Raw genomic sequence first — 13,891 nt, 5'->3', positions numbered from 1 at the left:
GTTCGCTTTCTGTCTGAGGGCGTGAATGGTTGGGTGTGAGATCATCAATTCCCATGGCGCGATTTCCAGAGGGTGAACTCGGATGGCCGTAATCCGTAACGCGCCAGCACCCCTTCGTGCAGTCGTCGGAGCTCTTCAACGATCAGGGCTTGTACTTCTGGCTGCTCAGTGTCTGAAACATGCTCAGCTACTGCGTGTTGAATGCAGGTCAGCGGATCAAGCTCAGGATGAGTGACGACCTCTCGAATGGTCGATTTGATGAAGTCCCGCCAGGTCAGTCTAAGTGGGTCTGGTTCAGCAAGGTCTTGCTTGATTGCCAGGTACTCCTGCGTTGAGCGTTCATAGGCCCAGAGGTACAGGTCGCGCAGCAGCTCTACCCGGGTCATTTCGTATACGCCCAACGTGGCGCGGCTGTAGGCCTGTTCGGGTACATCCAGAAATGTCAGCGGACATAGGTTGGCGCGAAACAGTGGCAGGTTCGCTGCCAGTCTGGAGGTGCGCTTGTTGATGTCGGCAAAGGGCTGCAGGTAGGGCAGGTGCACCATCATGAAGAACGACTGCTCGAACGGATCAGTAATCTGATTGGCCTTGCTAAGCAGAACCTCCAAGGTGTCCTCAATCTGTTGTTGTGTTGAGAGAGGGCGATAGGTGCTTTTCCCAATGTCGACGGCATGCTGCCGGATGCGGCCTTCATCTGCAGGATTTGGGAGCAGGTTCTCGGCCAAGGCGCTGTGCAGGTTCATCAATGTGTAGCGGTTGAACTCTGCACTTTCAATGTTCTCGACCAACAGCTCGATTGCCGTTTTATGGTTCAAGATCATCTGTGTTTCGATGGCTGCTTTACCTTGTGCGGCCTTTCCATGCTCAATCAGCTGTCGCGTATCGAGTCGCGAGTAGGTGTTCCCCTCCAGGTGACTCGATGCCCACGATAAATCAATCAGCAGGCGATTCAGGACTGCGCGGCTGTACGTGCCTGCAGGCTCCAAGGCATCTGTGGTTTTGCCCATTCTGTGCAGTTGGCGCCGCAGTGATTCTGGCAGGTAGCTCGTTGCGTTCGGCTGGTAGGTGTCAAGAAAGTCGCGCTGGTAGCCTACGGGCTTGCGCGCTTCAGGTGGTTGGTTGATGTAAGCGAGGATGTCCCGGCTGTCTGCCGACAGCGGGATAAAGGACGGAAAGCTATCAGTGTCCAGGGTGCTGGTTTCTGCTTGGATAGCAGTTCCGAAATAGCGCCGTGCTCTACCTTCACCCTGCGCTGAGATCTGACCGCTTGCTATCAGCTTTGCAATCAGTCGCTGCGCTGTTCTCCGAGCAATGTCGGGATGTTTGGCCAATAGCTCAGTCAGCGTCAGACCGTTCCCAGATGCCTGGATACTGTTGAGTATGTCTGTGGAGGAGGGCATAGCTTAGGTGGCGCCGTTTGAATGCTGTTGGCGCAATTATGGCGCAGTTTTCTGAACTGCGCCAATTGGAGTGGCGAATTTGGCGCAGTTCTAGGCGATCTGCGCCATAGCGAGGGCCGAGGGGGCTGAGCGAGGGGTAGTAGTTCAGATGTGCTGGGGCCCTGGATATTGGTACGTCCATGACCAATGCACCCTTGTAGAAGCCCCGCTAGCACGGACACTTTCGAGTACGCTTGAGGCGAAATGCGATCCTCGTCTTGATCTGGTGCGAAACATCTCTGCTGGGGGGAGTGTCCCTTGCGTACGGCGCCAATGTGGAGTCCCGCTCTGTTCAGTTGTGCAGACACAGCTCCACGATTTTTTGAAGGATCGAGGTCTTGGCCGATTCCCGGAGCTTCACTATGTCAAAGGTGAACGTAGAGAAGAACATCTCACCCAGCGGGTGGCTCAAGACGGGAACCTTCGCTCCGGAATCGTTCGTGATTACTACGTTGTAGACGAGGCTTTGCTTCGGGATGGTGTTGTTGGCTGCTTTGTTAGACGCAACAAAGAACCAAGCCCCTTCAGTACCGTTATCCTGGATAAAGATGCTATGGCGCTGTTTCTGCCTAGTTGGCGTGAGGTAGTACGGGAGGGCAGATATTTGGATGCCGACCTCTCGTGACGGAGGCATGCCTTTGTCCTGACGCTCCTGGTTGTCGAACAGGGTGTTCCCGATGATCGAGGGTATCCGATCGGTTCTGTAAGCGTTTAGCCAGGCGTTTGTTTCTTTGTCGCGGATCAGGAATGCTCCATCCCAAATGACATCGAAGGGTTTCGCATCGCCTTTACCGAGGGCACTACTGAGCTTTTTGAATTCGTAGTTGAATTCCCCCTTGGAGGCCTCGTCGTATCGTCGCGATCGCTCAATTTTTATTGTCTTGCCGGCAATGGATACATCCAGAACCTGGATATAGACGTTCTCCTTCCAGTCCCTCCGGCAACTCATCAGCTCCAGTGACATTGTGGGCAGCGTTGCTTCGCTGATGGTTACGGCTCTGTCCTTATGGATTGCCTCTTTTAGGGCCAGCTCCTGCAGGGATTTTTCGATGGCCGCCTCAGATGGCAGCTTGCTGGCGACTACGTTGAACCCCTGGCAGATGCTACCGATAGACTGGGCGAAGCGATGTAGTTTCACCGACGTGTAGTAGTCGAACTCTGCTGTGGGATTGCGTTGCTTGGCAGCAAGAGCCTGCCAGAAGGAGTTGAAGGACTCGTCGATGGAGGTTTCAAAGATGCTGGATCCGTTCTTGCTCCCGCCAACGGTTTTGACCTTCTCACTAAGAACCAGATAGTTCGTTGTGCCCACATCCAGTTGCGTGGGGTCTGGAAGGGAGTCGGCGGCCAGCACTTTTGATGCTCCAAACCTGTCGACGAGCTCGCTGATGAAGCCAAGTCGGGCCTCATCACTTGAATAGCTCGTGACAGTGTCGAGCAGCCAAAGTGGGTTGGACATGGTCGGAAGTCCTTCTAGGAAGGCCTTGACCTGGTGAGTGGCTTCGTACACGACAGGGATAAACTCAACCCCTGACAGATTCAGTAAGCGCTCGATTCGATTGATACAGTCGGTTTGATGGTAGTTGATGCTGTTTTCATAGCGATCGCAGGCCCTGGCATTTTCATTGTTCGTGGCGAAGGCCATGTAGTTGCGATCACTGTTCGTTGTCGCGCTGAGCCGGCGGGTGCGCTCGAATCGCTTCCCGGCCCAGTCGAACATGAGCTCGCCGCTGTCTGTGATCGATCGGCTTATGGAGTCCTGTGTGGAGGAGCATTCCATGACCACTCGATTGAGCTTAATGGCGAGCTCCTGTTCTTTGGAGAAGAACAGGTCGTACGCCAGTGCATCGAAGACAAATTTTCCGTCCCTGGATGTGCGGCTCAGCATCAGTCCAATGTACAGGTCAGCATTGAACTCGACCGGGGCAATTTCGTAGTGCTTGTCCACATCCATGAGAAACGAGAGTTTGAGTTTCAGGTCCAGCAGGGCCTGAATCGCGTAGAGAGGATTCAGCGAATGCTTAGCGATGACCTCACGGACCTGGCCTGGTTCAGGGGGGAAGGCGCTCAGATATAGGAAACCGAAAGCCCCCTTTCTCGCGTTGAATTTGCTGTAGTGCACTTTGGTGGAAGCAGGAAGGCCAAGCTTCTGGCGGATGAAGTCCTTGATGGTCGAGTCAACGCGCTGGTAGTACCTCTCGGTCCTCTCGTCGGAGTTACGGGTTACCTCAACCACGGCTGCCTGAATATGCCCAACCCCTTCGGTGGGGGCCGACAAGAGATCAATGATGGTCTCCAAGTCACCAGGTAGCTTCAGCATGTTGGTGCGGGCCTTGGCGGCTGTTCCTGGTTCCAAGACATTGAAAAGGGTCATTCCGCGCTCCTTAGCAGCTGTACCAGAGTAGGGTTGATCATCAAGCGGTCATCGACTTTAAAGATGCGGTTTTTGTCTTTGGTAGGGACGTAGCTAGTGATCGTCTTGAACGCGTTTAGGAAGTGGATTGACTCCCCGAAATTGAACTCGCGCTCGGCATTTAGATCGTTGTGGTTGGGTTGAGTGTTGACATAGAGGAAGCGTGGGGTCAGGTTCAGTGCTCCACATAGCTCATACATGTCCTGCCTTTTTTTCTCCGCTCTGTGAAGGGTTTTGAGAGATTGCTCGTGGTTGTCCAGGGTGCCCGACCATCGTTTCACGTCGATGCAGATGATGGTGTTATCGACATGTACATAGGTGTCGTAGTACTCGTACACCGCGGGCCCGAGAAGATCGATCAACTGATCCAGGTTCAGTGGTTTGATCCCCAATGCAGAGAGCACCTTCGAGAAGATGAATTCCCCCACGTTCCCCTTCAGGAGCGGGATGAGGGCTGGGTTAGGTAGGTGTACATCCACCCCATCGCTGGCCATGTTGCACGCTAGATTAACGATGCCGGGCCCTGAGTCAGTGTCTTTGCCGTCAGTTCGCACGTAGTCAGGAACCAGCCATTTCCCGGGCTGATAGACAGCTTGCCCATGAAGCAGGTCGGTAAGGTGGTAGACGCTTTCCGATTTCGTGCAGACGGTGACTCGATCTGTTACCTGCCTCGGAAGGTAAAAGGCACTAATGACTTCTTGGTAGTAGTTGGAGGCCTTTACAAGAGGAGAGGCCAGGAGCTTGCGGACGTACTTTTCAGGGGCGGTGATGCTATCTGGTGACCTGAGCAGCTCATTGAGCTCGATGGCATCCCGATTACCTTCCCGCGCACTGCTGAGAATCTTGTTTCGGAATGCCCCGCTGAAGAAGTTTTCGATGTCGTCAGCGGCGGCGGCTACGTTGGCGGTGAACTGCTCGCGCTCCACTTCGGATGGGAAGCAGCGTCTCTCCGCTTGTTCAAGGCAGAACTGCATGAGCCTGTGATTCAGTAGCGAAAGGCTGTTGATGAGAAGGTCGTTACCTTCACGGCGAAGTCGGCTATACCTCACCACCAAGTCGTCGATGACGTCACTCGGTAGTAAGATTTCGGTTTGGAGATAGCTATCCCGTCTTTCAACGCGACCTACAGCCTGGATGATGGCCTTGAGCACTGCTAGATCATGCTCGTGGTTTAGGATGCGGCGATTCTTGGGCTGCATCAGGTTTGAGTCGAACTCAGACAAACGAACAGCCTCGTTCTCCCCGGATGAGATGTGTTTCAGCAGGAGAATATGGTTTTTGACGGTGTTGAGGCCGGTGTCCTTCTCGCGGATCGCGCTGTAGAAGGGGGTATTGACCAGCACCAGACGGTCGAAGTCTTGGTGGAAGTTGTCCTCGCTTCGCTCAATGAACAGATTGAGGCCGGTACCAGCGCTGCCGTATGCGGAGATCAGGCAAATGCGAGTGTCTGCATCAACCTTAAGGTACTCGTCGATGTTGACCTCTTTAGCCAGCTGGGAGCTGAAGAGGATGACCCTGATCCTAGCTTTGTCCTCAAAAGGTTTCAGCTCGAAAATCTTGTCTTGGTGCTTGCGCCGAAAACCCTTTAAACGACCCTCAAGGCCCTGTGCCAACAGGGTTCTAAAAAGATCTGCAAAACGGTTGTTCAGGGAGAGAATGAAGGTGTTCTTTCCATCCCAGGCGGCCATGAGCATGGCCTCGATCTGCCGGCGGTAGGCTGACATTCGATACTTGCTTTCACGGTAGCCCTTAGGAAGCAGGGCGCTTGACCAGAATTTGTATGCACTCTGGAAGGCAGGGTCGCTGCGCAAACCGCTGATGTCATCTGCAGAGGTGTTGTGGAAGGGCCTGACTTGCATCGTTCTGGCTTTGGCGCGGGCCTCACGGAGGTCTTCCATTGCACTTACGTCCGCTACAGACCGCTGAATTACTCGTACACCAAGGTTATCGCCAAGCGCTTCCCCATAGCGGCTCAGCATTTTTCTGGAGAAGTTCCCAGAGTAGGAGTCCTTGAAGCCCGTTGTGGCGCTCAGGCACATCGAGCTGTTCTGTGTTCCATGCAGGATACGAAGTAGTTTGACCTCAGGTAGTTCCAGGATTAGGTCGAGGTGTAAGTCGACAAAAATACGGTTCTTCACCGCGTCATTTCCGAAGGGAATCTTGTCCACCTTGACCAGTGAAAACACGATTTTGGGAGCGAAGAAGGTGAAGAACGCATCTACGAAAATCTCGGCGTCCTTAGCGCGGTCGAAGATGGATGCGACATAGGAGCTATGCTGACGAGCCTTCGTGATGAACTCAGAAAGTGGGGCGTTCTGACTGGCATCCTCGCCCAGCGCCAGCAAATGTCTTAGCGAGCTGTTTTGAGGGATCTTGGAGCAGGCGTACAGGGCACAAAGCATGACTTGCAAGAAGTCGTGCAAAGTTGGGTCTGTGCTGGGGCCGCCATCATTGAAGGACAGGCGGATCTCGCTCTTGCCGCAGACAGACCGCATTCGAATACGCTTGAGGGCATCCTCGTTGTAGAAGCGCCTTGGCGTCATGCTGAAGATGTTGCGTGACAAAGCGAGGATCTGCTCGACATCACGGTTGTCGATGGTGATGTGTCCGACATTCCCGGAACACATTTGCAGAATGGAGTCCAGGCTGACGCTGGTTTCGCAGTCCTCATCGTAATACCGGCGGAGATCATTCATCAGCTGAACAGCTTCGTTGAACGCGATGGGTTCCTCCTCGTCAGGGCCATACGTGGCCGAAATCATTTCCATCAGGCGGTGGAGGCCGGCAATAACATGAGGGGGCTTGACCTTCTCGCTGATCAGCTTCTTCTTACCGTCCTCAAAAATCCGGTCGTAGCTGTCGTGCTCCTCGTCGATCACGAGGTTGAAGGTGATTCCGTTCAGATGGAAATAGTTGGCCTCGTCGGGGAGGAAAAAGTCACTCTTCAGGTACGCAATTTGCTCATCATGGCTCAGGCTGCAGGCCGCCCCAATCGGGGCGGCGGCGTCCTCATCCGCATCGGTTGGGCTGCGTTTCGCTCCGAGAATTTCGTCAAAGCCCAACTTCTTGATATTGGGTTCTTTCTTGTTGTCTAAATATCCGATGAACGCGCGTTTCAGGAATCGGGCGGTGGTGGCAACGAAGATGGTAGGTCCCACCTTGGCCCGCTCGAACGGTAGAACGTGATCGATGATTTGGATCTTAGCCCGATCACGGTCGTCCTTGGCGCGCTGAAAACGCTCGTGAATGGTCTGGAACTCAGAGCCAATCTTCTCCCGGATTACAGCCTTGGCCAAGTCTTGCAACGCATAGAGCAGCCGGCTTTTAGCGGCATCAATCCGACGCTCAAGGTCAGCTTCTCGCAGGTAGTCGGTGACCCCTGACCTCAGGAATCGAGTCTGCTCCGCCTCAGTGATCTTGAGTCCACTAATCGCGCTACTCAGTTCGCCAATAGTCTCGCGGTAGTAGTCAGTTTTGAGAGTCCTAGTCCAGCCGACGTAGAGATCTTCATTGCAAACACCCGATACCCAGCCGACAAAATTTAGGTCGGATAAATCCTGTTCCGCCAGGAAGCTGAGGATACTGACGCCCTGAGCAGCCGCCTTCTCCTGGGTTGCCTTAGAGACGTCTATCTGTGCCTTGTGCGGGGTGATAAAGAACAGGTTGCGGTGGCCACCACGTTCGCCACGCACTGCTGCGTGCTCGATGAACTGGTCGAACACGTTGTAGGACTTGCCGAAGCCGGTGCCGTCGTTGGCGAAACTTACCGAAGGGTTAGGCTTGGCGTGCCCATTGAAAAACGGTGCCAGCCTGGCCCGGTGCGAATTTATCTCGTCGCTAAGCGCAGCACTGATTGCTCCCTTACGCGCAGGAGTGATGCCGGCGAATAGGTCGCCATTGGGTAGCGGTGGGGTCTCTGGAGGGCTACTACCACCCTTGTCGTCTCTAAGTTTCTTCTGCATGGCGGCAATCCTTCGCTTGTCGAGGTAGCTGCTGTTGCTCCCTCAAAAATAGATTGATGGTTATTCATCTATTCAAGATGAACCGGCGTCCACTCTCAGCCAACCTCTGGGTAGTTGGCATCGCCCCATAAGGTGTCTGACCTGAATGCCGCTAGGCGCCGAGCGCTGCGACAGCATCTTTGACGTTGTTTCATGGGCTGCCTCAGAGCGATGCCGCTTCGCTAGTGACTAATGGGTGTGAGTGCGCTAGACCAACCTCATCAATGGCTAAACCTCAGGAGTTTAAGGCCGTAGCCCGAATAGTTCAGGCTTACCCAGCCAGTGGTGACAAAGTCCAGTTCGAGGCTTCGCTCCAGAGTATCCACGATATCGACGTAATCTCCGATGCGTGTGTCGATACCACCTTCAATGATCAAGATCTCACCATTGAAGTGGCTTGAATTCGTAGTCTCTGCTGATGCCAGCAGAGCATTCACAGCTGCGCTAGGTGTCACCCCCCAGCCGACATTCACTGTGGCAATGCAGTCAACTCGTGGCTGCCACATAAAGTAGCTTTCCCAGTCTAGGTTTAAGAACCAGCACATTTCGCGGGAGAGGTAGAGGCTTGCCCAAAACTCTACCAGGTCACTTTCTGACTTCCAGCGATAGGCGCGAAATCCAGACTGTAGTCTTGTATCGCTTTGCTCTAGCAGATGGATGTGTACGATGCTGCCTAGGCTCGCCAGAAGCTCCTGTGGTAGCGGGCAGGTGGAGCCGCCATGAATCCAATGGGCCTCATCAAATAGCCGCAGTGGTCGCCATGCCTGATCCAACCCATAAGCCGTAAAGCGCTGTCTTGTCGGGTTGGATAGGTGCTTGTGCATGGCCCCTTCAACAATCCCCATAAACCGGTCGGCCTCCGCTTGTGTAGCGGCGATAAGCCCAACTTCGTAAGTATCCAGGTGGGGCGCTTCTTGAGCTGCCATCTGGTCGAGCGCACCTTTGGGACTTTCGAGACTTTCTTCTTGGTTGAACAGGTAGTAGAGGTAGTCTCGAAGTCCCGATTTGCCAAAGCGTGGCTTGAGCACCTTCAGCGCACCTGCACAGGAGTGTTGGCGCATTTGTACCCAGGGTATTGCGCTTCGGCTGTGACGCGAGCCATTTCGGAGCTCACGGCCTGGACCGTGATCGTGAAGTTGGCGCGAGGGCCTGCATTTGGGATGACACGTTGCAGAAACGCGGAGTAGGTCTTCATAGTGGAGTCTCCATGGTCATATGACAGGAGACAGGTTGCTTCCGGTATGCGACAGCCTGTGTCGCATTCAACCTTGTTCGTACAGTGCGGCCATCCGATGCGCCGATAAGGCCATTTGTTGTCTTAGCTCAACCGGCTCAAGAACCTCCAGGTGTTCGCCCTGGCTCAATAGCCATAGTTCCAGCCCCTGGCTAAGAGGCAGGCTGCCCATCATCAGCCACCAGCCATCAGCGGTGGGCTGTAGCTGTTGATCGGCAGTGAGCGCGTTCTCGTCTAGGCGTTCATAGAGCGTCTGAGAAATGCGCAGCTTCAGTTGAGTTGGGTACTCAGATTTCTGGGATATCAGGCTGCGCTTGACCTCGAACGAGTTCATCTCAAAACCGTCAGGAGCTCTCAGGTCTTCCCATGTAGCCTTGGCAGATTGAAAGCGATGCAGGGGAAGAGAGGCCAGTTTGCCATCGGGTAAGCCTTTGAAAATACAAACGAGGTAGATATTGGAGTCTTGATAGGAAAGACCCAGCGGCTTGAGATGTAGTGTTCGTGGCTCACTAGCACCGCGTTTCAGATAAAGCGCTTCGATAGATGAATCATCTAGAAGTGCTTGCTGAATAACCTCTAGCACCTCTGATTTTACCTGCCCTGGCTCCAGGACAATGAAGCGGGTATTACTGATGATTTTGCCTGAGCAGTCCCGGCTGGGTCGGTTTCCTTTCAACAGAGATATCGCGTAATCCCGCAGGGGTGCTAGGGATGGTCTGAAGTAGCCCTGTATTTCTGGCTGACTTCAGCCTCCGCCGATTTTGAAAGCGGTCAACCGATCAAAAACGATCAGATCGCCCGCTTATTTCTGTGTTTTTAGCCGCCGCGAGCACCTCGCAGCAGCCATTTTCCACATTACAGGCGCACCTCTCCTGCATTCGTCAGTAAATGTCGTCGAGCCATCCACAGATTCGACAGCGCGAAGAGTGTCACCAGTTGCGCGGTGTTCTTTGCCAGGCCACGGAAGCGCGTCTTCACATAGCCAAATTGGCGCTTGATCACCCGGAACGGGTGTTCGACCTTGGCCCGCACCTGGGCTTTGGCCTTCTCGATCTTGCGCCTGGCTTTGTAAAGCGGGCTGCTCTTGCCCAGTTTCTTGTAAGTGCTGCGCCGTGCCGCCACCTGCCAGATCACCTCACGACCATCATGTTCGGCACGCTTCTCGACACCGGTATAACCGGCATCAGCGCAGACCACGTTTTCCTCGCCATGCAACAACTTGTCGACTTGGGTAACGTCCGCCACGTTGGCGGCAGTGCCTACTACGCTGTGCACCAAACCCGACTCGTCATCCACGCCGATGTGCGCCTTCATGCCGAAGTAGTACTGGTTACCCTTCTTGGTCTGGTGCATTTCCGGGTCGCGTTTGCCGTCTTTATTCTTGGTCGAACTCGGCGCATTGATCAGCGTGGCATCGACGATGGTGCCTTGGCGCAGCGACAAACCTCGGTCGCCCAGGTAGCCATTGATCACGGCCAGGATGCCGGCAGCCAGTTCGTGTTTCTCCAGCAGGCGACGGAAGTTCAGGATGGTGGTTTCGTCGGGGATACGCTCCAGGTTCAGCCCAGCGAACTGGCGCAGGATAGTGGTCTCGTACAGCGCCTCTTCCATCGCCGGATCGCTGTAGCCAAACCAGTTCTGCAGCAGATGCACCCGCAGCATCGCCATCAGCGGATAGGCCGGACGGCCGCCTTCACCCTTGGGGTAGTGCGGTTCGATCAGGGCTATCAGCCCCTTCCAGGGCACCACCCGATCCATCTCGATCAGGAACAGCTCTTTGCGGGTCTGCTTGCGCTTGCCGGCGTACTCGGCATCGGCGAAGGTCATCTGCTTCATCGGAAAACTCGGTGAGTGGAGTCCGGGGATCTTGCCAAAATCAGGAAGTCTTCTTCAGAGTTTCCCTAGGTTTTCAACCTGCACCGCCATTCCGAATCTAGCCGCGTGATCCATGATCATGACGAGGTTCATTGCATCTGTCGGCAGCATGCTCAGTCGCGACAGCGACTTTTCTGCCCACCACAACTTGGCTTTTCCCTTTGGCCTGCTATGCACATGGGGGAATTTCTGTTCTAGCTCGCTCAGGTCACGCTGAATGGTGCGCTTATCAACCTGGACACCCTGGTTGGCTACTCGTTGGTGAATGGCGTTGCTATCGAGAGCGCTTTCCTTGTTCGGGAGAAGGCCAAGAATGAGTTCATGGCGAAGCAGCTGTTCCACACTTCCGTCCTTGTTTGTGTGCGACACAGGTTGTCGCATGGCCGTTGAAAATGGTCAGACACGATCATCGATGGGCAGCAGCATGAGCAAATCTGCAGACATCTTCAATCTTATGGACAACCTTCTTCCCCGAGCTGACTACGTCGAACTGGCTGAGCCTGACGAATTGCAACGTCTTTATGCTGGAGTCGGTATGCCATCGCTGAGAGCGATGGAGCTGAGCGGGCAGGCGGGTGTTAACTATCACGAGATCAAGGGAGCAAATCCGCTTCTTGGATTGGTTGACCCGATCATAATTCGAAATCGCTATGTGGAACTGCGTGAACAGGCTCTGTTGGGCGATGCGGATGCGATCAATGATCTAGGGTGGTTTTGGCTTAATGGTCTCAGGCTGAAGCCGAACCCTGCGCTGGCCAGGCGCTTATTCAAGATTGCGGCAGTGATGGGAGCCCCTGAGGCTCTATTCAACCTTGCCGAGCTGGCCTATTACGGCAAGGGCTTGCCGGTCAATCCGGAGTTGGCCATCGACTATTACGAGCAGGCTTTCGAAGCTGGGATTCCCTGTGCTGCGCAAGCATTAGGGAGTTTGTATGAGCGTGGGGATGAGGGGGTCATCGTCGATCATGGTAAAGCCATCAGTTGGTACAAGCGAGGTGCGGCGGAACATGACTCGATGGCGTGCTTCTCGCTTGGTAGGTTGGCACTGGATGAATCATCACCTGAGTATGATCCCGCGCTTGGCTTGTATTGGTTACAGTGGGCTGCGATGAAGGGGCAGGTGTTGGCGACTGAGCAGCTTACCGATTTTTACTTCTCTACCTTCGAATCCCCGCCGGATCCTGATGGGGTGCTGTTTCGTTTTTGGCGGGATCTGGCGATCAGCCAGGGAAGCTTGTGGGCTAGAGAGTTGCGTGCATCGAATGTTGCTATTCAACAGGTATGCTAAAGCTCATAGCATGCTGGCTTTATGCCCTTGCAGGGATATCAAGAGGCGCTGGGGTTAGGTGATTAAGGGGAAGGGAATGAGTTTGACTGGAAATCAAAAGGCCTTTGCACAGTACCTGGCTGACTTATGGGGCAAGCCAGAGGCACTGGGAGAGATGTGTGATTTGTTCCCAGTGGGAGATGCTTCTGAGGCAGGGCTGCTGCATAGCTTTCGCATTAGCAAACATCAGAGCTGGAAGCCTTGGAAAGGGCGTATTGCCTCAGTGGTTCATCATTGGTGGTGTCATTCGCTGCAGGAGGCCTTTCTCCATTACTCCTGGCCTGATAGCCCTAAGCCTAATTCATTCCAATGCATTGCCGCCCGTTTACGGCAAGCGCTAGCTGTGCATGATCAAGAAACTGCTCGCAATGCATGTTTGGCTATATTCCGCTGGGGGGGCGTCCGGGGCCGTAAATCTCTGGCTTGGGTCGAGGATCAATACCAACAAAAAACTCTATGTCAATCGATCATACAGGCAGTCCAACTGCTTCAGCCTGGATCTGCACAGGGGCTTGCTGCATTCGATGGCAAGAGACTCCTGATGAATTCCGCTATGACAAAGGTCTACGCGGCTGCCGACCCTGACCACATCATTATCTACGACGGCCGTGTTGGCGCTGCACTTGGATTGCTTGCCCGTTATTCGCTCATGCGCGCTGGCGTAACTAGCGTCCCTGCTGATTTATCTTTTCGGTGGGGAGCCGGGCAAGGCGACACGACGAATAGGGATCCATCGCTGGGGGCGTTCAAGTTTAGTAAGCTCAACGCTGCTCAGTGCCAGCTATGGGCGGGACAGGTTTTGCTTGCAGGAGAGCTGCTGCAGCAGGTGATGGCCTTCAACCCAAGCATCGGCTCCATTGCAGAGCTTGAGAAAGCTCTATTTATGATCGGCTACAACGTAGATCCGGCGATGCCACCGCTGCCGCTTCCCCAGATTTCACGCTAAGGAATTTAAAGTGGAGTTGTTTCGGGCGATTCCGTTCAGCCAGTTGGCGGCGGCAGAGAAAGGTCTTCGTCGCCACGCGACGATGCGGATTCCGAGCAATGTTCCCTATGTTGTCGACAACCTCTGGGAGTCTATTCGGCCGAAGAATATGCCGTCCCGCCGGCATGCCATTTATGCCAGCCCCACTCCTGAGCTCGCTTTGCAGAATGCCAGTGCTCCGCTGGCGGATGGCGAAGAATACGTTGCCTGCCGGGTTGTTGTAGAACAGCAGAAAATCCGTATTGCTCAGCTTCAAGTGACCGATGCGCGCTACCACAGCGATATTCGTTTGATTGGCAAGTGGATCAGTCAGCATGGGCAGGAGCTGGCTGAGCTTTCGTTGGATCAAAAGCAGAAGCTTGCACCGCTCTTTATGCCGGGCCTGCATCGACGTGAGATGACCGAGCTGTGGAAGGCCCATCCGCTGGTGGCCGCGCTTTGCACCTATGCGAGGCAGCACTCTTCGTTCTGGTCCTCCGCATCTGACAGCCCTCGTTCTTTGGATGGTGAGCTGTTCTTTGAATTGGTTGGTGATGCCGATACCTACCGGCTTGAAGTCATTTGAGGTTGCCGGAGCGGTTCTCCAATCGCTGCCTTAGTTCAACGACGTCACTTTGCTT

At 54.3% G+C, this 13,891-nt stretch carries 10 protein-coding genes; 3 read left to right on the top strand and 7 right to left on the bottom strand.

Features of this window, described 5'->3' with window-relative positions:
- Nucleotides 1-44 precede the first annotated feature (44 nt).
- The 7 genes from PSTAB_RS17050 to PSTAB_RS17020 form a co-directional block, all read right to left on the bottom strand.
- The gene (locus PSTAB_RS17050) at nucleotides 45-1,331 is read right to left on the bottom strand and encodes a Fic family protein (protein ID WP_237234193.1); all 1,287 of its coding nucleotides are present in this window, start codon (nucleotides 1,329-1,331) and stop codon (nucleotides 45-47) included.
- 400 nt (nucleotides 1,332-1,731) lie between these two features.
- Nucleotides 1,732-3,810: a hypothetical protein gene (locus PSTAB_RS17045; protein WP_013983930.1), complete on the bottom strand. Its 2,079-nt coding sequence runs from the start codon at nucleotides 3,808-3,810 to the stop codon at nucleotides 1,732-1,734.
- The gene (locus PSTAB_RS17040) at nucleotides 3,807-7,811 is read right to left on the bottom strand and encodes a hypothetical protein (protein ID WP_013983929.1); all 4,005 of its coding nucleotides are present in this window, start codon (nucleotides 7,809-7,811) and stop codon (nucleotides 3,807-3,809) included. The genes PSTAB_RS17045 and PSTAB_RS17040 overlap by 4 nt, the downstream gene beginning before the upstream one ends.
- Nucleotides 7,812-8,071: 260 nt before the next feature.
- A complete protein-coding gene (locus PSTAB_RS17035) occupies nucleotides 8,072-8,878 on the bottom strand; it encodes a hypothetical protein (RefSeq protein WP_013983928.1) in 807 nt (268 codons plus the stop codon).
- Between the two features lie 234 nt (nucleotides 8,879-9,112).
- Nucleotides 9,113-9,760, bottom strand: a complete 648-nt coding sequence (locus PSTAB_RS17030) for a helix-turn-helix transcriptional regulator (RefSeq protein ID WP_232244014.1) — start codon at nucleotides 9,758-9,760, stop codon at nucleotides 9,113-9,115.
- A 179-nt stretch (nucleotides 9,761-9,939) separates the two neighbouring features.
- On the bottom strand, nucleotides 9,940-10,920 hold the full coding sequence (locus tag PSTAB_RS17025) for an IS5-like element ISPst7 family transposase (RefSeq protein ID WP_013983409.1): 981 nt from the start codon (nucleotides 10,918-10,920) through the stop codon (nucleotides 9,940-9,942).
- 54 nt (nucleotides 10,921-10,974) lie between these two features.
- The gene (locus tag PSTAB_RS17020; protein WP_013983926.1) at nucleotides 10,975-11,301 is read right to left on the bottom strand and encodes a hypothetical protein; all 327 of its coding nucleotides are present in this window, start codon (nucleotides 11,299-11,301) and stop codon (nucleotides 10,975-10,977) included.
- A gap of 37 nt (nucleotides 11,302-11,338) precedes the next feature.
- Between PSTAB_RS17020 and PSTAB_RS17015 the strand changes: the two genes are divergently transcribed.
- From PSTAB_RS17015 to PSTAB_RS17005, 3 genes are all read left to right on the top strand, one after another.
- A complete protein-coding gene (locus PSTAB_RS17015) occupies nucleotides 11,339-12,247 on the top strand; it encodes a tetratricopeptide repeat protein (RefSeq protein ID WP_232244013.1) in 909 nt (302 codons plus the stop codon).
- A gap of 76 nt (nucleotides 12,248-12,323) precedes the next feature.
- Nucleotides 12,324-13,232, top strand: a complete 909-nt coding sequence (locus PSTAB_RS21655) for a hypothetical protein (RefSeq protein ID WP_148263422.1) — start codon at nucleotides 12,324-12,326, stop codon at nucleotides 13,230-13,232.
- 10 nt (nucleotides 13,233-13,242) lie between these two features.
- Complete coding sequence (locus PSTAB_RS17005; RefSeq protein ID WP_003459743.1) at nucleotides 13,243-13,836, top strand: hypothetical protein; 594 nt, start codon at nucleotides 13,243-13,245, stop codon at nucleotides 13,834-13,836.
- Nucleotides 13,837-13,891 lie beyond the last annotated feature (55 nt).

The organism is Stutzerimonas stutzeri (genome assembly GCF_000219605.1).
Classification (GTDB): domain Bacteria; phylum Pseudomonadota; class Gammaproteobacteria; order Pseudomonadales; family Pseudomonadaceae; genus Stutzerimonas; species Stutzerimonas stutzeri.
Note: the sequence above shows the minus strand (reverse complement) of the source record. Positions and strands in the feature narration are given on the sequence as shown.